The organism is Kitasatospora sp. A2-31 (genome assembly GCF_022288725.1).
Taxonomy (GTDB): Bacteria; Actinomycetota; Actinomycetes; order Streptomycetales; family Streptomycetaceae; genus Kitasatospora.
The window spans coordinates 67,926-88,496 of sequence record NZ_JAKNTA010000014.1; the positions used below are offsets into that span (position 1 = coordinate 67,926).

Sequence of the window (20,571 nt, forward strand, 5' to 3'; positions counted from 1 at the left end):
TCCGCGGGACAACGGCATTTCGCCGTCGACACTCCGGTACCGTGTCAGGATTCCCTCAACCACCTCAGCGGTTTGACGACAGGAAGCCCAGAACCCCATGAGCGACAGTCACTCCCCTCACGGCTTCGACCTGGTGCGCCGTGGGTACGAGCGTGCCCAGGTCGACGAGCGGATCACCAAGCTGGTGGCCGACCGTGACAGTGCCCTGACCCGGATCAGCGCGCTGGAGAAGCGCATCGAGGAGCTCCACCTGGAGACCCAGACCGCCCAGGCGGCGGTCGCCGAGCAGGAGCCCTCGTACGCCGGTCTCGGCGCCCGGGTCGAGAAGATCCTGCGCCTCGCCGAGGAGGAGGCCAAGGACCTGCGCGACGAGGCGCACCGCGCCGCCGAGCAGCACCGCGAGCTCGCCGAGGCCGCCGCGCAGCAGGTCCGCACCGAGGCCGAGAACTACGCCAAGGACCGCAAGGCCAAGGCGGAGGACGAGGGCCTGCGGATCGTCGACAAGGCCAAGAGCGACGCCGCCCAGCTGCGCGCCGAGGCCAACAAGGACGCGCAGAACAAGCGCGAGGAGGCGGACGCCCTCTTCGAGGAGACCCGCACCAAGGCCGCCCAGGCCGCGCTGGAGTTCGAGACCAACCTGGCCAAGCGCCGCGAGCAGTCCGAGCGCGACCTGGCCGCCCGTCAGGCCAAGGCCGAGAAGCGCCTGGCCGAGATCGAGCACCGCGCCGAGCAGCTGCGCCTGGAGGCGGAGAAGCTGCGCACCGACGCCGAGCGCCGCGCCCGCCAGACCGTCGAGACGGCCCAGCGCCAGTCCGAGGACATCGTGGCCGACGCCAACGCCAAGGCCGACCGGATCCGCAGCGAATCCGAGCGCGAGCTGGCGGCGCTCACCAACCGCCGCGACAGCATCAACGCCCAGCTGACCAACGTCCGCGAGATGCTGGCGACGCTGACCGGCGCGGCCGTGGCCGCCGCCTCGCTGCCGAACGACGACACCATGGGCGTGCCCGCCCAGCAGTCGCGCTGACGCTCCGGCCGAACGGGCCCCCACCCCTCCCCGGGGCGGGGGCCCGTTCCGCTGTCCGCCGGTCTGCCGCGGCTCAGCGCGGGTAGGCGCCGTCCGGCCGCTGGTGGCCGCAGCTGAGCTGGTTGCCGTCGTCGTCCGAGACGGTGCCGAACCACGAGGTGCACCAGACCGACACCGAGTCCGGCCAGTACTGCACCTCGAAGGGGTGTCCCGAGCCGTAGTCCCCGTACGAGGTGACGATGAACGTCTCCCCCGGGCGCAGCCAGTAGTCCTCGCCGAGCGGCTCCAGGGTCAGTTCGACCAGGCCTTCCCCGCGGTTGGTGACGGGCATCCGACCGGTGACCTCCAGCGCCGAGAAGTCCCAGGCACCCGGCTCCCCGCTGTGCTCGTTCATCCCGCCGCCCCGCTCCCCGCTGCTCCCGCTCGCCCCGCCACCCGCTCCAGCAGCCGGCACGCCGCGGCGTTGAACTCCTCGGGCGCCTCCAGCGCACTCAGGTGGCCCGCTCCGGGGACGACGGTCAACTCGGCGTCGGGCAGGGCCCGGACCATCAGATCGGCCTCGGAGAGCGGCACCAGGCCGTCCCGCTCCCCCGCCACCACCGCGGCCGGCACCCGGAGTCCGGCCAGCACGTCCAGGGCCTCCGGCCGGGCCGCCATCGCCCGCTGCGCCCAGGCGACCGCGGCCGGCGCCGCCCGTGCGACCATCCCCTGCACCCGCTCGACCAGGTGGCCGGAGTCCGGGCCGAGCTGGTTCGCCGCCACCTTCTCGTCGAGCAGCAACTGGACGCTGTCGCGGGCCAGGACCGCGGCGGCGATCCGCTCCCGGTTGGCGCGGACCGCCTCGGCGTCGGCGGTGGCCCTGGTGTTGGCCAGCAGCAGGCCGGCCAGCCGGTCCGGGTGGCGGCGGGCGAAGGCCATCGCGACGTACCCGCCCATCGAGAGGCCGCCGACCACGGCACGCTCGATCCCGGCCGCGTCCAGCAGCAGGGCGACGTCGTCGGCGACCGCGTCCAGCGAGGGCTCGCCGGTGCCCAGCTCGGTGCCGCCGAACCCGCGCTGGTCGGGGGCGAGCACCCGGGCCCGGTGGCCGGTCGGTCCGGGCAGTGCGTCCAGTTGGGCGGACCACATCGATGCGTCGAGCGGGAAGGCGTGCAGCAGCACGAGGGGTGTTCCGGAACCGCTCTCGCGGACGGACACTGCGGAGGGGAGCTGGGTCATGGGGCCACCGTATTCCGGTGCGCCCGGCGGGCCCACTCAGCGGGCCGCCCCGTCCGGTTTGTCATAGCCTGACGGAGAGTAAGGGAGCGCGAATGATCGAGTTGCACGACCTGACGAAACGCTACGGGAAGACCCTCGCCGTGGACCGGCTGAGCTTCCGGGTCCCGCAGGGGGTGGTCACCGGCTTCCTCGGGCCCAACGGCGCGGGCAAGTCCACCACCATGCGGATGATCCTCGACCTGGACCGGCCCACGGCCGGGCGGGTCACCATCGACGGCAGGAGATACGGGCAGCTCAGCGAGCCCCTGAAGTACATCGGAGCACTGCTGGAGGCCAAGGCGGTCCACCCCGGGCGCACCGCCCGCGACCACCTGCTCTGGCTGGCCCAGAGCAATCGCATCCCGAACGCCCGGGTCGACGAGGTGCTCTCCCTGGTCGGCCTCACCTCGGTCGCGCGCAAGCGCGCCCGCGGCTTCTCGCTCGGCATGGGCCAGCGCCTGGGCATCGCCTCGGCGCTGCTCGGCGACCCCGAGATCGTCATGTTCGACGAGCCGGTCAACGGGCTCGACCCGGAGGGCATCCTCTGGATCCGCAACCTGATGAAGCGGCTGGCCGGCGAGGGCCGGACCGTCTTCGTCTCCTCGCACCTGATGAGCGAGATGGCCGTCACCGCCGACCACCTGGTCGTCATCGGCAAGGGGCGGCTGCTCGCCGACATGCCGATGGCCGAGTTCATCCGGCGCAACTCCCGCTCCGCGGTCCGGCTGCGCACCCCGCAGCCCGAGCGGCTGCTGGACGTGCTGGCCGGTGCCGGGGTCCGGCACGAGCCGGGCCCGGACGGCTCGTACGAGGTGGTCGACGGGGACCTCGCCGAGCTCGGCGAACTGGCCGCCACCCACGGTGTGGTGCTGCACGAGCTCAGCCCTCAACAGGCCTCCCTGGAAGAGGCGTTCATGCAGATGACGGCCGACTCGGTGGAGTACCACGCCGGGGCCGGCGAGGGACGCGACGCGGCCGGCGCGGCCGGCGCGGCCGGCGCGTGGGGCGCCGGCTGGCAGGGCGGTACGGCGCGGCAGCCCGCCGCCCGTGGCACGGAGGAGAACTGAGATGGCGTCCTTCCCGGCGATCCTGCGCTCCGAGTGGACCAAGATCCGCAGCGTCCGCTCGACGGTCTGGACGCTCGCCCTCGCCTTCGTCGTCACCGTCGGCCTGGGCGCGCTGCTGTCGCTGCTGACCAACAACAACTTCGCGGAGTTCCGGCGCGGCGAGGAGACCCCGTTCGACGCCACCGGGACGGCCTTCTCCGGCATCATGCTCGGCGAACTGGCCATCATCGTCTTCGGCGTGCTGGCGATCGGCAACGAGTACAGCAGCGGCATGATCCGGGTCACCCTGGCCGCCGTCCCGCAGCGCGGCACGCTGCTGACCGGCAAGGCCGTGGTGCTCGGCGCCCTGGCCTTCGCCGTCTCCCTGGTCACCGCGTTCATCACGTTCTTCGTCGGCCAGGCGCTGCTGGGCGAGCACTCCACCAGCCTCGGCGAACCGCACGTGCTCCGCGCCGTGTTCGGCGCCGCGCTCTACCTGACGATGCTCTGCCTCTTCTCGGCAGGCGTCACCGCGATGCTGCACAACCAGACGCTGGCCCTCGGCGTGCTGGTGCCGTTCTTCTTCCTGCTCTCGCCGATCCTCTCGGCGGTACCGAAGGTCAAGACGCTGGCCCACTACTTCCCGGACTACGCGGGCTCGCGGATGCTGCTGGTCTACGAGCAGCACGGCCAGCCGTACGGCCCGTGGGCCGGGTTCGCGATCTGCCTGGCCTGGACGCTGGCCGCCCTGGTCGGCGGCGCGCTGGTGCTGAAGAAGCGCGACGCCTGACCGGCCCGCGACGCGGCGCCCCCGGACGCAGCGCCCCCGACGCGGCTAGTAGCGGGGGGCGCTGCGCCCGCGCTGCAGGTTGGAGGCCCGGCGCTCGCGGGCGCCCCAGCAGGCCCGGTGCCAGTGCCGGCGGTCGTCGACCCCGGCGCCGTGCATCGGCCAGGCCACCACGTGGCCGACGCCGGGCGGGATCTCCTGGTCGCAGCCCGGGCAGCGGTAGTGGCGTCCGGCCGTGCCGGCCACCGTCTGCACCACCCAGTCGTCGCCGCGGTAGTTCTCGGTGCGGCGCAGTGAGCCGCCCAACGGGGCGGCCTGCTCCGCCGGCTCGCGCTCGGCGGCACTCTTGATCCGGTTGCGGCGGGGCGACACGTCGGTGCTACCTCTCTCGGGGGGCTCGGAACCGTTCCAGCCTACGGCCGTTGACTCCTCCCCAAGGCCACTATCACGGCATCGCCCGGCACTCCGGTGTTTCCGGTGATATCCACCCGTTCTTCTGTGAAATTCGTGGTTCCGCGTGCCATTGGCACATGACATCGGTTACTCACAAGGGGACAGGCGGGGACCGCAGACCCTGCGCGCACCCGAGGAGGCCCCCATGACCAAGACCAGCGCCCGTGCCCAGACCCGTCGGCCCGTCGGGGTCCGACCGCCCGCCGGCCCGGTGACCGCCGCCCCCGGCACCCCGGTGCCCGCGCCGCAGCGCTCCGCCGCCCTGCCCGCGGACACCGCGTCGGTACGCGTCGGCGTCTTCCTGCTCTCGGCGCAGTTCCCCGGCCAGACCCACGGCGAGGCGCTGGACCGCACCGTCCGCGCCGCCGTGGAGGCCGAGCACGCGGGCCTGGACAGCGTATGGCTGGCCGAACACCACTTCGTCCCGTACGGGGTCTGTCCGAACGCCGCCACCCTCGCCGCACTGCTGCTCGGCCGCACCCGCCGGATCGGCGTCGGCACGGCGGTCAGCGTGCTCTCCACCGCCCACCCGGTCGCGCTCGGCGAACAGGCCGCCCTGCTGCACCTCACCTCGGGCGGCCGGTTCACCCTCGGCGTGGGCCGCGGCGGTCCGTGGATCGACCTGGACGTCTTCGGCAGCGGCGTGGATGCCTTCGAGCGGGGCTTCCCGGAGCGGCTCGACCTGCTGCTGCGGTGGCTGCGCGGCTCCCGGGTCGGCGCCGACGGGCCCCAGTTCAGCTTCCCCGAGGTGGCCGTGGTGCCGCGGGCCGCCGAGCCGCCGCGGCGGCCCGACCTCGGCACCTGGCTCGGCCTCGGCGACCGGTCCGGGCTGGTGCGGTTCCCCCGCCAGCGCAAGGACGCCGACGCGGACGACGCCGGCGGGGAACTCACCGCCGCGGGGCGTCCGGTGGCCGGACCGCCGGTGGTGGTCGCCTGCACCTCGCCCGGCGGCGTCCGGCTGGCCGCCGAGCGCGGGCTGCCGATGCTGCTGGGCATGCACTCCGGCGACGACGACAAGCTGCAGATGCTCGAACTGTACCGGGAGGCCTGGCGGGCCGCCGGGCGCGGCGAGGAGCAGCTGCGCCGGGTCGAGCGCCAGCACGTCGCGGCCGGCGTGGCCCAGGTGGACGACCGCACCGCGACGGCCCGGGACACCCTGCTGCGGTCGATGCCGGGCTGGTTCGAGTACGGGCTCGGCGCGCACCGCACCGTCGACGGGCGGGAGCGCAAGATGCGCGACCCGCACCAGTACACCGAGCTCCTCTGCGACCTGCACGCGGTCGGCACCCCGAAGCAGTGCGCCGACCGGCTGCTGGCCACCGCCGAGCGGACCGGCATCCGCCGCTTCGCGCTGCTCGCCGAGGGCAGCGGCGACCGCGAGGCGACCCTGCACAACATCGCCCGGCTCGGGGCCGAGGTCCTGCCGCAGCTGGGCTGACGCCGGCGCCCCGCCCCCGTCGAGGGGAGCGGGGCGGCCCGTCGGCGGTCCGGCCCGCTGCGCGGCGGGCCCGGTGGCCGGTCAGCAGTCCCGGAGCTCCTCGGACTGGTTCAGCAGCTGCTCCCGGACGGACGTGAAGCGCTCGAACCGCGCCCGGTTGGCGTTCGACGGCAGGAACACCGCCACCCGGTGACAGTTCTGGAAGGCCAGCCGGACGCCGAAGTGGCGCTGCAGGGCGCCCCGGATCGCGTCGCTGGCGAGGGCCCGGAGGAGCTGGCCGCGGGCCTGCTCGCTGGGCGGCGGTACCTGGTTGTCGGCGAAGTCGGTGCCGTCGACCTTCGCCTGCGCGACCAGGGAGCTGATCAGCTCCCAGGCGTACGGCAGGGAGACGCGGACGCAGTCGACGAATTCCCGCTCGTCGACCTCGCCCCGCTCGGCCTTCTCCAGCAGGGCCGGTGAGACGTCGAGCGACATGGGTTCTCCTCTCACGGTCCACCCGCGCGGCGCCCGGGTGGTGATGCGTAGGTGCAGCTGAGGGTGGTGGGCGTCATCGCGCGTGATGTCCGGAACGCCGTCGTACGGCTGTTTCCGGCAGCGTGCGAAGGCGGCGGCGCCCGGGGCGCGTCCGGGGACGCGTCGGGAGAGCCGGCCGCTCAGAACAGCGTGGCAGTCGGGGGCGGACCAGGCCGGTGGTTCCTGGGGATTGCTCCGCAAATACGCCTCGGTGTACCAGATTGGCCGGATACCGTCGGATCGTTCATCTGAAGTCTCCATCCCCGTTGACAGCGCACCTGCGAGCATGCCGTCACACACCGTAGCCGTCCACGGGTGTGCGCGCCAGAGTGCCGACGCACCTTCGCCGGATCGCCGGGGCTCCCCATGGTGGCGGGGTTCGCGGATTCTTCACCCGGTCGTCGCGGAATCGCATCAAGTGGCCCCGGTGGGCTAGCGTGGTCGACCGTGCGTCTCGTAATTGCCCGCTGCTCAGTCGACTATGCCGGTCGGCTCTCCGCCCACCTGCCCTCCGCCACCAGGCTCATCCTGGTCAAGGCCGACGGCAGCGTCAGCATCCACGCCGACGACCGCGCCTACAAGCCGCTCAACTGGATGTCCCCGCCGTGCGCCCTCAAGGAGGCCGACGGGGTCTGGACGGTGGAGAACAAGGCCGGCGAGAAGCTCATCATCACGCTGGAGGAGGTGCTGCACGACTCCTCCCACGAGCTCGGGGTCGACCCGGGCCTGATCAAGGACGGCGTCGAGGCGCACCTGCAGGAGCTGCTGGCGGACCGGATGGAGGTGCTGGGCGTGGGCTGGTCGCTGATCCGCCGCGAGTACCCCACCGCCATCGGCCCGGTCGACATCCTCTGCCGCGACTCGGACGGCACCACGGTCGCCGTCGAGATCAAGCGGCGCGGCGAGATCGACGGCGTCGAGCAGCTCACCCGCTACCTGGAGCTGCTCAACCGCGACCCCCTGCTCGCCCCGGTGAAGGGTGTCTTCGCCGCGCAGGAGATCAAGCCGCAGGCCCGCGTGCTGGCCACCGACCGCGGCATCGGCTGCGTGGTGCTGGACTACGACGGGCTGCGCGGCATCGACGACGACAAGCTGAAGCTGTTCTGACCGGGGCCGCCCCCTGATCCGTCAGGACGTCGGTGACGCCGACGGGCTCGCCGAGCCCGTCGGCGGCTGCGTGCCGGAGGGGCTGTTGCTCGCGGACGGCGAGGTGGACGGCGTCGTCTGCGTGGCGCTCGGGCTCGGAGCCGGCCCGTGCGTCACCGGCGGCTGCGGGCCCGGCTGGACCGGCGTCTGCACGGGCGGCACGACCGGCGGCTGGACCGGCTGGCCGGGCGTGGACGGCTGCGCGGTCGCGGTCTCGCCCGCGGTCGGCGACTTGCTCGGCTTCCTCGACGCCGACGGCGAGTGCGACGGCCCGCTGGTGCTCGCCGAGGGCTCCGGCTCGGTCTCGTCCGCGGTCGGCGACTCGCCCGGGCTCTCCGGGGACGCCGCGCCCGCCGCCGGGCTGAGGCTCGGCCGCGGGGACGGCCGCCCGGCGGGCACTCCGGTGCCGTCGTCCGAGCTGCTGTGCGGATCGGTGCCCCGGTGCTCCTCCGGGCCGGCCACGGTCAGCGTCACCGCGGTCCCGAGCACGCCGATCGCGAGCACCGCCGCCGACGCGGCGACCACCGTCCGCCGGGTGCGCCCGACCGGGCCCGGGGTGGTCTTGAAGCGCCACGGCACCTGGGCGATCGCCCGGATGACCGGCCGCCGGGGCGGCGCCGGGGCAGCCGGCTCGCCGGACGGGAGCTGTCGCCCCTCGGCGCGCAGCAGGTCGAGCATCCGGCGGGCGGCCGCGGCCCCGCGCGGCTCGCCGACGGCGGCCCGCAACGCCAGTGCGGCCTCCAGCTCGGCCGTCGCCCGCCCGGGCTCCTGCACGCAGACCGCGAACACGCCCAGCTCGTGGTGGAACCAGGCCTCGTCGGCCCGGGAACCGGTCTTGCGGGCGGCCTCCAGGCCCAGCCGCAGCGCCCGCTCCCAGGCGCCCCAGCGCAGCGCCAGCGCCAGCGCGGGGGCCGCCGCACGGGCCAGCCGGACGACGGAGGCGTGCCGGCCGGCGGCCCGGTCGGCCAGCAGGACGCCGATCACCACCTCCGCTTCGGCGGCGATCTGCTCCAGGGAGACCGAGCTGTGCCCTACCCACCAGGCGAAGTGCTGGGCGGCGCCGTCGGTGCAGCCGCGGGCCGGCCAGTGCGGGGCGAGCAGTTCGAGCGCGCCGGCGGTCAGCCGGTGGTGGCCGCCGATGGACACCGCCAGCCCGGCGTCGGCGAGTTCGTGCAGCGCGCTCTCGCCCTGGCCGACGTCGATCAGCGCGGGCAGGTGCGGGGCGGTCGGGCACTCGCCGCCGAGCGCCACCGCGAGCCGCAGCACGGCCTGGGCCGGTTCGCTCAGCCCCTCGGCGAGCCGGACCGCCGGCGAGGCGGTCTCGGCCACCGACGGCAGCGGGACGCTGCCGCGCAACCGGCCCTCGCGGACCGCCGGGTCGGGGTCGTGGACGGGCGCCCGAACGGCGCCGAAGACGTCCAGCCGGTCCTCCTCCGCCGCGACCAGCGCGTCCACCGCGACGTCCCGCTGCCGCAGCAGCGCGGCGGCCTGGACGAAGCGCAGCGGCAGTCCCTCGGACTCGAACCAGAGGTCGACCGCCCAGGCCTTCTCGGCGGCGTCCAGGGGCCGCCCGGCCAGCCGGGCGGTGAGCGCCAGGCACGCGGCCCGGGAGAGGCCGGCGACGGGGTGGTCCTGGAGCCGGGAGCCGGCCGGCAGCAGCGGGCTGTCCGGCGCGGCGGAGATCAGGAAGGCGCAGTCCGGCGCGGCCGCGAGCAGGTGCTCCAGCTCGGCACCGGTGGGCTCGACCTCGTCGATCACCACGACGGCGCCGACCCGGGCGAGGTGCTCGGCGAGCTGCCCGGGGTCGGGGCGGAAGCCGGGGGCGTGGTGGGTGGCGGCGAAGAGGTCCTGGAGCAGGTCGGCGGCGGTCCGGTGGTGCCCGCAGAGCTGGACGACGCCGCCCGGCGCGAGGTCGCCGGCCGCCTCGGCCACCGCGGAGAGCAGGGCGCTGCGGCCCGAACCGGCCTGGCCGACCAGCCGTATCGAGCGGCCCTCGGCGAGCAGGCCGAGCAACTGGGCGACGTCCGCCTCACGGTCGAGCAGCGGCAGGTCGGCGGGGCCGGCGCCGAGGGCGAGCGGGCCCACCGCGCGGCCGGGGCCGCCGACCGGGCCGCGGGCGGGCTCGCTGCGTCCGATCCGGCGCGGCTGCGGCCGCCACTCCTCGGGGCAGGGGCGGACCTCGGAACCGTCCGGGGTGCCGACCGTCACCAGCAGGCCGCCGGAGACCAGCTCACCGCCTCGGGTGCGCACGGCCTCCTGCCGGAACTCACCGGATGGCTGTCCCACGATCTGCTCCGCCCCTTTGTCCTGCCGACCACTGCGTACGGCCGCCCCGGACCCGGGCACCCCGCCCTGCGGTGGGCCGGGGAGCCGATCCCGGGCCCGGCGGCCGTTCATCTGACGGCAGACTCTTGCACATCCGCCCGCGCGCGTGCAGGGCGGTCCCGCCCCGAAGGCGGTCCGGGGCCGGCGACAGGGGCTCTCGGAAGGGCTGCGGACGCCCTACAGCACCGGGCCCAGCGCGGGCAGGGTCGCGCCGCGGGCCTCGGCGACCACGCCCTCCACCGCGAGGATGCGGTGCAGCCGGGTGGCCACCAGCAGCCGCTGGAGCTGGGCCGGGACGGAGCGCAGCACCAGCCGCCGGCCGATCCGGCCGGCCCGCCGGTGGGTGCCCATGATCACGCCGAGGCCGGTGGCGTCCCAGAACTCCAGCCGGGCGAGGTCCAGGACGAGGTCCCCCAGCCCGCCGTCGACGGCCTGGTGCAGCCGGACCCGCGCGTCGGCGGCGGTGCGCACGTCGAGGCGGCCCTCGATGGCCAGCGCCGCGTGGTCGCCGGTGATGCGCATGGTCTCCTCCTCCGCCTGGCGGGTCACTGGTACAGGTCGGCCCGCCCCGGCCGTGCCGGGTCCGGGGTCGGGCGGTGTCCGTCCGGGCGGGCCTCGAGCCCCGCGCCCGGGACCGGCCACGGCGTCGTGAGCCCGGGCCGGGTTCCCCCTCATCTGACGGGGAACCAGCTCCGCAGGTTGCTGGTTCCGGCCAGATCTGAAGCAACTTCACTCGTCCGAGGGAATATACGCAGGTACTCTCCACACCTACGCTCGATTACCGCCCAAATCACCCGTCTGCGGCACCCGGCGTGAGGAAACTCACCCGCTCCCGGGCGGGGCGGGCCGTCCGGTCCTGCGACCGCGCGGCCCGCCGCGTCAGTTGCCCCGGTGGGTCACTTGCCCGGGTGCGGGTAGAAGCCCCGGCCGCTCTTGCGTCCCAGGTCACCGGCGGTGACCATGCGCGCCATGATCTCCGGCGCGGCGAACTTCTCGTCCTGGGTCTCGGCGTAGATGTTCCGGGCGGCGTGCAGCAGGATGTCGACGCCGGTCAGGTCGGCCGTCTCCAGCGGGCCCATCGGGTGGCCGAAACCGAGCCGGCAGGCGGTGTCGATGTCCTCGGCGGTGGCCACGCCCGACTCGTAGAGCTTGGCGGCCTCCACGACCAGCGCGGTGATCAGGCGGGTGGTGACGAAGCCGGCGACGTCGCGGTTGACCACCACGACCTCCTTGCCGACGCCCTCGGCGAAGGCGCGGACGGTGGCCAGCGTCTCGTCGCTGGTCTTGTAGCCGCGGACCAGTTCGACCAGCCTCATCAGCGGCACCGGGGAGAAGAAGTGCACGCCGACGACCGACTCGGGGCGCTGGGTGGCGGCGGCGATCCGGGTGATCGGGATGGCCGAGGTGTTGGAGGCCAGCACCGCGCCGTCCTTGGCCAGCTTGTCGAGCTCGCGGAAGACGCCCTCCTTGACCTCCAGCTGCTCGAAGACGGCCTCGACCACGATGTCGGCCTCGGCGACCGCACCCAGGTCGGTGGTGGTGGTGATCCGGCCCAGCGCCGCCTCGGCCTCCTCCGCCGACAGCCTGCCCTTGGAGACGAACTTCTCGTACGAGGCGCGGATGCCTGCGAGGCCGCGCTGCAGCGCCTCCTCGGTCACGTCCCGCAGCACCACCGGGTGGCCGGCCTGGGCGGAGACCTGGGCGATGCCGGCTCCCATGAGGCCGGCGCCGATCACGGCGATCTGCTTGCTGGACGCATTGCTCATGGCTGGGTCTCCCGATGCCGTCGCCGCCTCGCGGGCGGGCCCTGAAGGCGGCTCAGCGCAGGGGTCACCCACCACGAGCCGCATCGCTCACCGCGCGACTTTAGTGCCGATCGGCTCGCCGTGGTGCCAACCGGGAGTGTGATCTGCGACCGACCCGGCCGGACGAGCAGGTCGGTCGATCAGATGGTCAGACCGACGTCCTGCGCCAGGATCGCCGCCTGCACCCGGCTGCGCAGCTGCAGCTTGGCCAGGATGCGGCTGACGTGCGTCTTCGTGGTCGCCTCCGCCATCGCCAACCGCCCCGCGATCTCGCCGTTGGAGAGCCCGGCGCCGATGCAGGCCAGCACCTCCCGCTCGCGCGGCGTGAGGCCGGACAGGGCCTCCCGTGCCGCGGGACCGACCGTGCGCTCCGGGCGGGCGAAGGTGCCGATCAGCCGCCTGGTCACGGACGGCGCCAGCATGCCGTCCCCGCGCGCCACCGTGCGGATGCCCTCGACCAGGGCGTCCGCCTCCAGGTCCTTGAGCAGGAACCCGGCCGCTCCGGCCCGCAACGCTCCGTAGACGTACTCGTCCAGGTCGAAGGTGGTGAGCACCAGCACCTGGGCCGCCCCGGCGGAGACCACCTGGCGGGTCGCCGAGACCCCGTCCAGCCGGGGCATCTGCACGTCCATCAGCACCACGTCGGGCCGGAGTTCCAGCGCGAGGCGCACCGCCTCCTCGCCGTCCGCGGCCTGCCCGACCACCTCCAGGTCCGGCTCCGCCCGCAGGATCATCACCAGCGCGGTCCGCACCGCCGCCTGGTCCTCCGCCACCAGCACCCGGATCGTCATGCCCGCCCCTCCTCGGTCTCGGTCACCAGGGCGCGCGGCAGCACCGCGCGCACCTCCCAGCACTCGCCCTCCGGACCGGCCGCGAAGCTGCCGCCCAGCAGACCGGCCCGCTCCCGCATCCCGACCATGCCCGCCCGGGCGCCGGGCAGCTCCTGGCCCGCGCCCCTGCGGTACGGGCTGTCGACGGCGATCCGCAGCTCCTGCGGCCGGTAGTCGAGCCGTACCGCGACCCGGCCCGGGCCGGCGTGCTTGAGCGCGTTGGTCAGCGACTCCTGCACGATCCGGTAGGCCGCCAGCCCGACCGGTACGGCCAGCTCACCGCGCTCGCCACTCTCCGTGAGCTCGAAGTCCAGTCCGACGTCCTGGCCGGCCGCCCTCGCCTTGGCCAGCAGCGCGTCGACGGCCCGCAGGTCCGGCGCGGCGTAGGACTCGTCGGCCTCGCCCCCGCCGCTGTCCCGCAGCAGCCCGATCATGCGGCGCATTTCGGCCAAACCCTGGACGCTGTTCTCCCGGATCACCCCCAGCGCCTCCACCAGCGGGTCGTCCTCGGGCCGGTGGCGGCGCCGGGCCACCGACTGCGCGCCGGTGGCGCGGATCGCGATGGCCGACAGGTGGTTGGCCACCACGTCGTGCAACTCGCGGGCCATCCGGGCGCGTTCGGCGATCACCGCCTCGCGCCGGTCCATCTCGGAGAGCAGCGCGGTCTGTTCGGCGCGCAGCCGCTGGGTGTCCGCCTCCTCGCGGTGCTTGCGCACCAGGTCGCCGGTCCAGACCGGCGCCAGGTAGATCAGCGTGGTCAGCACCACGACGGCCGCCGCGTTGGAGGCGTCGCTGTAGACCAGCACCAGCGTGGAGAGCACCAGCACCGAGGCCGCACCGGTCAGGTGCAGGATCCGCGACATCCTCGGGGTGCCGTAGAGCACCGCGGCGTACAGCAGGTCGGTGTACATCAGGCTGGTCGCCAGCAGGGCGCCGGTGAAGATGCTGACCGCGAAGGCGAACCCGCCGACCGTCACGGTGAGCACCGGCCGGGTCCGCCGGACCGGCTCCAGCGCGGCCATCACCAGCAGCGGAGGGACGGTCACCCAGCGCGGGACCGTCGAGGAGTGGTCGTACACCTTCAGGGCGATCAGCAGCAGGCCCCCGAGCAGCCCGAAGAGGGCGATCGCCCGGTCCTCCTGCCGCGGGGTGAGTGTCGGTCTGCGCACGAGCCCATCAGATCATCCCCGGACCGGCCCCGGCTCGGGTGCGCGGAGGAGCCGCGGTACATCGAAGGATGCAGGCCCGGTTCGGCTCCGGCGACGACGCCGCGCGCACCCGCGCCCGGGAGGCTGGAGGCATCGTGGAAACGGGGTGCACATCATGATCGTCACACTGATCGTCGCGGCCGAGGCCGCCTTCTGGGTCCTGCTCGGCCTCGGCCTGGCCACCCGCTACCTGCTACGGATGCGGACCCTGAGCACCGTGCTGCTGGTCGGCCTGCCGGTGGTGGACCTGACCCTGTTCGCCCTCACCGTCCTCGACCTGCGCGGTGGCTCCGCCGTGAGCTGGACGCACGCCCTGGCCGCGAGCTACGCGGGCTTCTCCATCGGCTACGGGCCGTCCATCGTGCGCTGGGCCGACGGGCGGTTCCAGCACCGCTACGCCGGCGGGCCCAAGCCCCCGCGCTCCCCCGAGTACGGGCCGGAGCGGACCCGCCACGAGTGGCGGATCGCCGGCCGGACGGCGGTCTCGGCCGGCGTCACGCTCTCCCTGATCACCCTGCTGGTGCCGCTCTCCGCCGGCGCCGCGCACTTCTCCGATTTCACCGGCTGGTACGTGAAGCTCGGCACGGCGGCCGTGATCAACGCGATCGTGGCCGGCTGCTACTCGCTCTGGCCCAAGCAGGCACCGGCCGGCGCGATCGTCGAGAACGGCCGCGTGGTCGGCTGGGAGGTCCCGCAGAACCGCTGAGCCGGTGCCGCGGCCCGGCAGCCGGGCCGCGGCAGCGGCTCAGCGGTTCTCCCCCGGCACCCAGAGCACGTCGCCCTGCTCCTTGTTGGCCGTCCGGGCCAGGATGAACAGCAGGTCGGAGAGCCGGTTGAGGTACTTGGCGGTGAGCGGGTTCACGGTGTCCCCGTGCTCCTCGATCGCCGCCCAGGTGGCCCGCTCGGCCCGACGCACCACCGTGCAGGCCAGGTGCAGGTGGGCGGCGCCGGCGGTGCCGCCGGGGAGGATGAAGCTGCGCAGCTTCTCCAGCGGCTCCAGGAAGCGGTCGCAGTCCTCCTCCAACCGGTCGATGTAGGACTGCAGGACCCGCAGCGGCGGGTACTTCGGGTCCTCCACGACCGGGGTGGCCAGGTCCGCTCCGACGTCGAAGAGGTCGTTCTGCACCCGGGTGAGCACCGCGGCGACGTCCTCGCCGAGCCCGCCGACGGCGATCGCGACCCCGATCGCGGCGTTCGCCTCGTTGGTGTCGGCGTACGCGACCAGGCGCGGGTCGGTCTTGGTGGTCCGGCTCATGTCGCCGAGCGCGGTGGTGCCGTCGTCGCCGGTACGGGTGTAGATGCGCGTCAGATTGACCATGCGGCCAGCGTAGCCGGGCCGGTTAAGCGCCGTTAACCCCCCACCCCGAGGGTCTCGTCGCTACGCGACATTCACCCTCCCCCAGCCTTCGGCCGGGAGGTACCCCCACCCCGAGGGTCTCGTCGCTACGCGACGTTGACTCTCTGCCCGGGTGGGGCGGCTTCCAGCCAGGCGAGGAAGCCGGTGAGCGCGTCCTCGCTCATCGCCAGCTCCAGCGGCGCCCCGTTGTGCAGGCAGCGCAGCACCACCGAGCCGGAGAGCAGGGCCAGCTCCTCCTGCCCCTCCGGGTAGCGCCGGCCGAGCACCTCGATCTCCCGGCGCGGCAGCACCTTGCGCGGGCGCGGGGCGTACGAGAACACCCGGAACCACTCGATCGAGTCCCCGCTGTAGCGGCCGATACCAAAAACCCACCCCTTGCCATCGGTCTGGGGGACCGGGGCCGAGGTGGGCTTGCCGTTCTCGTCGAGGTCGGGCTGCGTGGAGGCGTCGGCGGGCATTTTGAGCCGGTAGCTGCAGTCGAAGGTGCCGCCCGCCCGCTGGATCACACGGCGGCGTACCGCGAACGCGACCAGGCCGATCACACCCAGCGCCACGACCGCCGCACACACCACAAGGGCGAGGACCATGCTCACCTACCTCCTCGCTACCCGCGTTCCCCGTATCGGTCGAACCAGGCGACCGCGTTGACCTACCAACTGAGACGACAGTCCCGGGGTCACGCTCACGCGTCCCCGGGACCGTCGGTCGACCCCGCTAAGCCAGGGTCCGGCGCACTCAGGCGTGGGCCTTGAGACCGCGCGCCGCGAACAGCCGCACCTCGGCGCGGCGCTCGGCGTGCTCGTCCAGGTCCGACTTGGCCTTCTCCAGCGCGCGCTCGGCACGGGCGACATCGATCTCGTCCGCCAGCTCGGCGATCTCCGCGAGCAGAGACAGCTTGTTGTCGGCGAAGGAGATGAAGCCGCCGTGGACAGCGGCGATCACGGTGCCGCCGTCCGTGGTGCGGATGGTGACCGGGCCGGTCTCCAGCACGCTCAGCACCGGGGTGTGACCCGGCATGATGCCGGTGTCACCGGAGGCCGTACGGGCGACGACGATGGTGGCCGCACCGGACCACACCTTGCGGTCGGCTGCGACCAGCTCGACGTGCAGCTCAGCCAACGTGGGCTCCTAGGCTCATGCAACACCCGATTACTCGGGAGTTTCGGTAAGAATAACGGGCCCGCGCCCCCGGCATGAAACCGGCGGCACGGATTTGACCGGAATCACAGCCGATGCGACGCGAGGGGTGGCACCCAGGGCCTGGGGCCACCCCTCACGGTCACTCAGCTGCTACCGGCCGCGACTACTTCTTCGCGAGCTCGGCGGCGTTCTTCTCGAGGTCCTCGATGCCACCGCACATGAAGAAGGCCTGCTCCGGAACGGCGTCGTACTTGCCGTCCGCGATCGCGTTGAAGGCCTCGATGGTCTCCGACAGCGGCACGGTCGAACCCTCGACACCGGTGAACTGCTTCGCCACGTAGGTGTTCTGCGAGAGGAAGCGCTCGATGCGGCGGGCACGGTGAACCGTGACCTTGTCCTCCTCGGACAGCTCGTCGATACCGAGGATCGCGATGATGTCCTGGAGGTCCTTGTACTTCTGCAGGATCCCCTTGATACGGACGGCCGTGTCGTAGTGGTTCTGCGCGATGTACCGCGGGTCGAGGATGCGGGACGTGGAGTCCAGCGGGTCGACGGCCGGGTAGATGCCCTTCTCCGAGATCGGACGCGAGAGAACGGTGGTCGCGTCCAGGTGGGCGAAGGTGGTCGCCGGCGCCGGGTCGGTCAGGTCGTCCGCGGGGACGTAGATCGCCTGCATCGAGGTGATCGAGTGACCGCGGGTCGAGGTGATGCGCTCCTGCAGGAGGCCCATCTCGTCGGCCAGGTTCGGCTGGTAACCCACCGCGGAGGGCATACGGCCGAGCAGGGTCGACACCTCGGAACCGGCCTGGGTGAACCGGAAGATGTTGTCGATGAAGAGGAGCACGTCCTGCTTCTCGACGTCACGGAAGTACTCCGCCATGGTCAGCGCGGACAGGGCCACGCGCAGACGGGTGCCCGGCGGCTCGTCCATCTGGCCGAAGACCAGCGCGGTCTTGTCCAGAACGCCCGAGTCGACCATCTCGTCGATGAGGTCGTTGCCCTCACGGGTGCGCTCGCCGACGCCGGCGAACACCGACACACCACCGAAGTTCTCGGCGACGCGGTAGATCATCTCCTGGATCAGAACGGTCTTGCCGACACCGGCACCACCGAACAGACCGATCTTGCCACCCTGGACGTACGGGGTGAGCAGGTCGATGACCTTGATGCCGGTCTCGAACATCTCGGTCTTCGACTCGAGCTCGGAGAAGTTCGGGGCCTTGCGGTGGATCGGCCAGCGGACCTCGACCTGCGAGTCGAACTCCGCCTTGTCGACGTTCAGCACCTCACCGAGGGCGTTGAACACCTTGCCCTTGGTGATCTGGCCGACCGGCACCGAGATGGCGGCACCGGTGTCGACGACCTGCGAACCGCGGACCAGGCCGTCGGTCGGCTGCATCGAGATGCCGCGGACCAGGCCGTCGCCGAGGTGCTGGGCGACCTCGAGGGTGAGGGTCTTCTTGCCCGTGCCGTCGGGGTTGTCCACCTCGACGTGCAGGGCGTTGAACATGTCCGGAATCGCGTCGACGGGGAACTCCACGTCGACGACCGGGCCGATGACCCGCGCGACGCGGCCCGTCGCCGTGGTCGGCTCAACAGTGGTGGTCATACTCATTCGCTCCCGCGGCTGGCGTCAGCGAGCGCGTTGGCGCCACCGACGATCTCGCTGATTTCCTGGGTGATCTCGGCCTGACGGGCCGAGTTGGCAAGCCGCGTGAGCGACTTGATGAGCTCGCCGGCGTTGTCCGTCGCGCTCTTCATCGCGCGGCGGCGGGCGGCGTGCTCGGAAGCGGCCGACTGCAGCAGCGCGTTGTAGATCCGGCTCTCGACGTACCGCGGCAGCAGGGCGTCCAGGACGCCCTCGGCCGACGGCTCGAAGTCGTACAGCGGGAAGATCTCCGCCTTGGCCGGCTTCTGGTCGCTGAGCTGGACCTCGTCCAGCTTCAGCGGCAGGAGCCGGGCGTCCACCGCCGTCTGCGTCAGCATCGACTCGAACTTCGTCGAGATCAGGTGCAGCTCGTCCACGCCGCCGGTCTCGGCCGTGAAGGCCTCGATCAGGTCGGCCGCCACGGCCTTCGCGTCACCGTAGGTCGGCTTGTCGGAGAATCCCGTGAACGACCCCGCCACCGTGAGGTTGCGGAAGGTGTAGTACGAGACGCCCTTGCGACCGACGATGTACGTCACCACTTCCTTGCCCTCGGCGCGCAGGCGCTCGGTGAGCGCCAGCGCGGCCTTGATGGCGTTGGACGAGTAACCGCCCGCCAGACCACGGTCGGCCGTGATCAGCAGGACCGCGGCGACCGCGGCGTTCGGGTTCTCGGTGGTGAGCGGGTGCTTGGCGTTGGACCGGGTGGCCACCGCCCTCACCGCCCGGGTGAGCTCATCGGCGTACGGAGTGGAGGCGGCCACCGCGCGCTGCGCCTTGACGATGCGCGACGCGGAGATCATCTCCATCGCCTTGGTGATCTTCTTCGTCGCGGTGACAGAGCGGATCCGGCGCTTGTAGACCCGAAGCTGTGCTCCCATGGGTCGTTACGTCCTTTCCCTCGCTACCGGACTCAGGCCTGCTCGCCGAGGAGCTTGCCGTCGGCGGTGGTGAAGCCCTGCTTGAAGGACTCGATCGCGGAGGTCAGCGCGTCGACGGTGCCGTCGGCGAGCAGACCGGTCTCGACGATGCCGGCGAGCAGGTCCTTGTGCTGCAGGCGCACGAAGTCCAGGAACTCGCGCTCGAAGCGGCGGATGTCCGCCACCGGGACGTCGTCCATCTTGCCGGTGGTGCCGGCCCAGATGGAGACGACCTGCTCCTCGACCGGGAACGGCTGGTACTGGCCCTGCTTCAGCAGCTCGACCATGCGCGCACCGCGCTCCAGCTGGGCCTTGGAGGCCGCGTCCAGGTCGGAACCGAAGGCGGCGAACGCCTCCAGCTCGCGGTACTGGGCCAGGTCCAGACGCAGGCGGCCGGCGACCGAGCGCATGGCCTTGATCTGGGCGGAGCCACCGACGCGGGAGACCGAGATACCGACGTTCACGGCCGGGCGGATGCCGGCGTTGAACAGGTCGGACTCCAGGAAGCACTGGCCGTCGGTGATGGAGATGACGTTGGTCGGGATGTACGCCGAGACGTCGTTGGCCTTGGTCTCGATGATCGGCAGACCGGTCATCGAGCCGCCGCCCAGGGCGTCGTTCAGCTTGGCGCAGCGCTCCAGCAGGCGGGAGTGCAGGTAGAAGACGTCACCCGGGTAGGCCTCGCGGCCCGGCGGGCGGCGCAGCAGCAGGGAGACGGAGCGGTAGGCCTCGGCCTGCTTCGACAGGTCGTCGAAGATGATCAGGACGTGCTTGCCGTCGTACATCCACTCCTGGCCGATGGCCGAGCCGGTGTACGGGGCGAGGTACTTGAAGCCGGCCGGGTCGGAGGCGGGAGCAGCCACGATCGTGGTGTACTCCAGCGCGCCGGCCTCCTCCAGGGCGCCGCGGACGGACGCGATGGTGGAGCCCTTCTGGCCGACGGCGACGTAGATGCAGCGGACCTGCTTCTCCGGGTCGCCCGAGCGCCAGTTGTCGCGCTGGTTGATGATCGTGTCGACGGCCACGGCGGTCTTGCCGGTCTGGCGGTCACCGATGATCAGCTGACGCTGGCCACGGCCGATCGGGGTCATCGCGTCGATGGCCTTGATGCCGGTCTGCAGCGGCTGCTTGACCGACTTGCGGGCCATGACGCCCGGGGCCTGCAGCTCCAGGGCGCGGCGGCCGGTGGAGGCGATGTCGCCCAGGCCGTCGATCGGGTTGCCCAGCGGGTCCACGACACGGCCGAGGTAGCCGTCGCCGACCGGCACGGAGAGAACCTCGCCGGTGCGGCGCACCGTCTGGCCCTCCTCGATGCCGCTGAACTCGCCGAGGACGACGACACCGATCTCGCGGGTGTCGAGGTTCAGCGCGAGGCCGAGCGTGCCGTCCTCGAACTTCAGCAGCTCGTTGGCCATGACCGAGGGCAGACCCTCGACCTTGGCAATACCGTCCATGGCCTCGGTGACCGTGCCGACCTCTTCAACAGAGGCGGCGTCCGGCTGGTACGACTGGACAAAGTCGGCCAGCGCGTCCCGGATCTCCTCCGGACGGATCGTAAGCTCCGCCATCAGGCTTCCCTGCTCTCCTAGTTTGCGATCCTCGGCCCGCCATTGAGGGCCGCAAGTATTCGACTCTCGGCCGGGTCTCTCGAACCGGCCGTACGATTTGCCGGCT

Annotated in this window: 21 protein-coding genes; 6 read left to right on the plus strand and 15 right to left on the minus strand. The window is 72.6% G+C overall.

Translation table 11 applies throughout. The annotated features are described in order from the left end of the window. Window positions 1-97 precede the first annotated feature (97 nt). The gene (locus MCM47_RS30980) at window positions 98-1,027 is read left to right on the plus strand and encodes a cellulose-binding protein (RefSeq protein WP_238865206.1); all 930 of its coding nucleotides are present in this window, start codon (window positions 98-100) and stop codon (window positions 1,025-1,027) included. A 73-nt stretch (window positions 1,028-1,100) separates the two neighbouring features. Here the strand turns inward: MCM47_RS30980 and MCM47_RS30985 are convergent, their stop codons facing one another. Together MCM47_RS30985 and MCM47_RS30990 are read right to left on the minus strand one after the other, a co-directional pair. Further along, on the minus strand, window positions 1,101-1,421 hold the full coding sequence (locus MCM47_RS30985) for a hypothetical protein (RefSeq protein ID WP_238865208.1): 321 nt from the start codon (window positions 1,419-1,421) through the stop codon (window positions 1,101-1,103). Then, the gene (locus MCM47_RS30990) at window positions 1,418-2,245 is read right to left on the minus strand and encodes an alpha/beta fold hydrolase (protein ID WP_238865211.1); all 828 of its coding nucleotides are present in this window, start codon (window positions 2,243-2,245) and stop codon (window positions 1,418-1,420) included. The genes MCM47_RS30985 and MCM47_RS30990 overlap by 4 nt, the downstream gene beginning before the upstream one ends. Before the next feature lie 92 nt (window positions 2,246-2,337). Here MCM47_RS30990 and MCM47_RS30995 point away from each other — a divergent pair, with 92 nt between their 5' ends. Together MCM47_RS30995 and MCM47_RS31000 are read left to right on the plus strand one after the other, a co-directional pair. Further along, window positions 2,338-3,351 (plus strand): ABC transporter ATP-binding protein, encoded by a 1,014-nt coding sequence (locus MCM47_RS30995; RefSeq protein ID WP_238865213.1) that lies wholly within the window; start codon window positions 2,338-2,340, stop codon window positions 3,349-3,351. Window position 3,352: 1 nt separating this feature from the next. Then, a complete protein-coding gene (locus tag MCM47_RS31000; RefSeq protein ID WP_238865215.1) occupies window positions 3,353-4,120 on the plus strand; it encodes an ABC transporter permease subunit in 768 nt (255 codons plus the stop codon). 45 nt (window positions 4,121-4,165) lie between these two features. Here MCM47_RS31000 and MCM47_RS31005 read toward each other — a convergent pair whose 3' ends face one another. Next, window positions 4,166-4,489: an ATP/GTP-binding protein gene (locus MCM47_RS31005; RefSeq protein WP_238865217.1), complete on the minus strand. Its 324-nt coding sequence runs from the start codon at window positions 4,487-4,489 to the stop codon at window positions 4,166-4,168. Between the two features lie 226 nt (window positions 4,490-4,715). Between MCM47_RS31005 and MCM47_RS31010 the strand changes: the two genes are divergently transcribed. After that, window positions 4,716-6,008 (plus strand): LLM class flavin-dependent oxidoreductase, encoded by a 1,293-nt coding sequence (locus tag MCM47_RS31010; RefSeq protein ID WP_238865219.1) that lies wholly within the window; start codon window positions 4,716-4,718, stop codon window positions 6,006-6,008. 81 nt (window positions 6,009-6,089) lie between these two features. Here MCM47_RS31010 and MCM47_RS31015 read toward each other — a convergent pair whose 3' ends face one another. Continuing rightward, on the minus strand, window positions 6,090-6,482 hold the full coding sequence (locus tag MCM47_RS31015; RefSeq protein ID WP_238865221.1) for an SCO5389 family protein: 393 nt from the start codon (window positions 6,480-6,482) through the stop codon (window positions 6,090-6,092). A 486-nt stretch (window positions 6,483-6,968) separates the two neighbouring features. Between MCM47_RS31015 and nucS the strand changes: the two genes are divergently transcribed. Next, window positions 6,969-7,628 (plus strand): endonuclease NucS, encoded by a 660-nt coding sequence (nucS, locus tag MCM47_RS31020; RefSeq protein WP_238865223.1) that lies wholly within the window; start codon window positions 6,969-6,971, stop codon window positions 7,626-7,628. Between the two features lie 21 nt (window positions 7,629-7,649). Here nucS and MCM47_RS31025 read toward each other — a convergent pair whose 3' ends face one another. From MCM47_RS31025 to MCM47_RS31045, 5 genes are all read right to left on the minus strand, one after another. Continuing rightward, on the minus strand, window positions 7,650-9,953 hold the full coding sequence (locus MCM47_RS31025) for an ATP-binding protein (protein ID WP_238865226.1): 2,304 nt from the start codon (window positions 9,951-9,953) through the stop codon (window positions 7,650-7,652). A 216-nt stretch (window positions 9,954-10,169) separates the two neighbouring features. After that, window positions 10,170-10,514 carry an STAS domain-containing protein gene (locus tag MCM47_RS31030; RefSeq protein WP_238865228.1) on the minus strand — a complete coding sequence of 115 codons (345 nt, stop codon included), beginning with the start codon at window positions 10,512-10,514 and terminating at the stop codon, window positions 10,170-10,172. Window positions 10,515-10,888: 374 nt separating this feature from the next. Then, on the minus strand, window positions 10,889-11,758 hold the full coding sequence (locus tag MCM47_RS31035) for a 3-hydroxyacyl-CoA dehydrogenase family protein (RefSeq protein WP_238865230.1): 870 nt from the start codon (window positions 11,756-11,758) through the stop codon (window positions 10,889-10,891). A 179-nt stretch (window positions 11,759-11,937) separates the two neighbouring features. Next, window positions 11,938-12,588 (minus strand): response regulator transcription factor, encoded by a 651-nt coding sequence (locus tag MCM47_RS31040; protein ID WP_238865232.1) that lies wholly within the window; start codon window positions 12,586-12,588, stop codon window positions 11,938-11,940. After that, on the minus strand, window positions 12,585-13,796 hold the full coding sequence (locus MCM47_RS31045) for a sensor histidine kinase (RefSeq protein ID WP_238865234.1): 1,212 nt from the start codon (window positions 13,794-13,796) through the stop codon (window positions 12,585-12,587). Before MCM47_RS31045 ends, MCM47_RS31040 begins: the two co-directional genes overlap by 4 nt. A 154-nt stretch (window positions 13,797-13,950) precedes the next feature. Between MCM47_RS31045 and MCM47_RS31050 the strand changes: the two genes are divergently transcribed. Next, a complete protein-coding gene (locus MCM47_RS31050) occupies window positions 13,951-14,541 on the plus strand; it encodes a hypothetical protein (protein WP_238865236.1) in 591 nt (196 codons plus the stop codon). Between the two features lie 39 nt (window positions 14,542-14,580). On the opposite strand, the gene MCM47_RS31055 is transcribed toward MCM47_RS31050, so the two are convergent. The 6 genes from MCM47_RS31055 to atpA form a co-directional block, all read right to left on the minus strand. Continuing rightward, window positions 14,581-15,153 carry a cob(I)yrinic acid a,c-diamide adenosyltransferase gene (locus MCM47_RS31055; RefSeq protein ID WP_238865238.1) on the minus strand — a complete coding sequence of 191 codons (573 nt, stop codon included), beginning with the start codon at window positions 15,151-15,153 and terminating at the stop codon, window positions 14,581-14,583. Window positions 15,154-15,278: 125 nt separating this feature from the next. After that, entirely contained in the window at window positions 15,279-15,779 is a 501-nt protein-coding gene (locus MCM47_RS31060; protein ID WP_238865240.1) for a DUF2550 domain-containing protein, read from the minus strand. Window positions 15,780-15,927: 148 nt separating this feature from the next. After that, window positions 15,928-16,311, minus strand: a complete 384-nt coding sequence (locus MCM47_RS31065) for a F0F1 ATP synthase subunit epsilon (protein ID WP_030302765.1) — start codon at window positions 16,309-16,311, stop codon at window positions 15,928-15,930. Between the two features lie 184 nt (window positions 16,312-16,495). Then, the gene (atpD, locus tag MCM47_RS31070; protein ID WP_238865242.1) at window positions 16,496-17,941 is read right to left on the minus strand and encodes a F0F1 ATP synthase subunit beta; all 1,446 of its coding nucleotides are present in this window, start codon (window positions 17,939-17,941) and stop codon (window positions 16,496-16,498) included. A 2-nt stretch (window positions 17,942-17,943) separates the two neighbouring features. Then, the gene (locus tag MCM47_RS31075; RefSeq protein ID WP_238865244.1) at window positions 17,944-18,858 is read right to left on the minus strand and encodes a F0F1 ATP synthase subunit gamma; all 915 of its coding nucleotides are present in this window, start codon (window positions 18,856-18,858) and stop codon (window positions 17,944-17,946) included. 32 nt (window positions 18,859-18,890) lie between these two features. Next, window positions 18,891-20,465 carry a F0F1 ATP synthase subunit alpha gene (atpA, locus tag MCM47_RS31080; RefSeq protein WP_238865247.1) on the minus strand — a complete coding sequence of 525 codons (1,575 nt, stop codon included), beginning with the start codon at window positions 20,463-20,465 and terminating at the stop codon, window positions 18,891-18,893. Window positions 20,466-20,571: the final 106 nt, after the last annotated feature.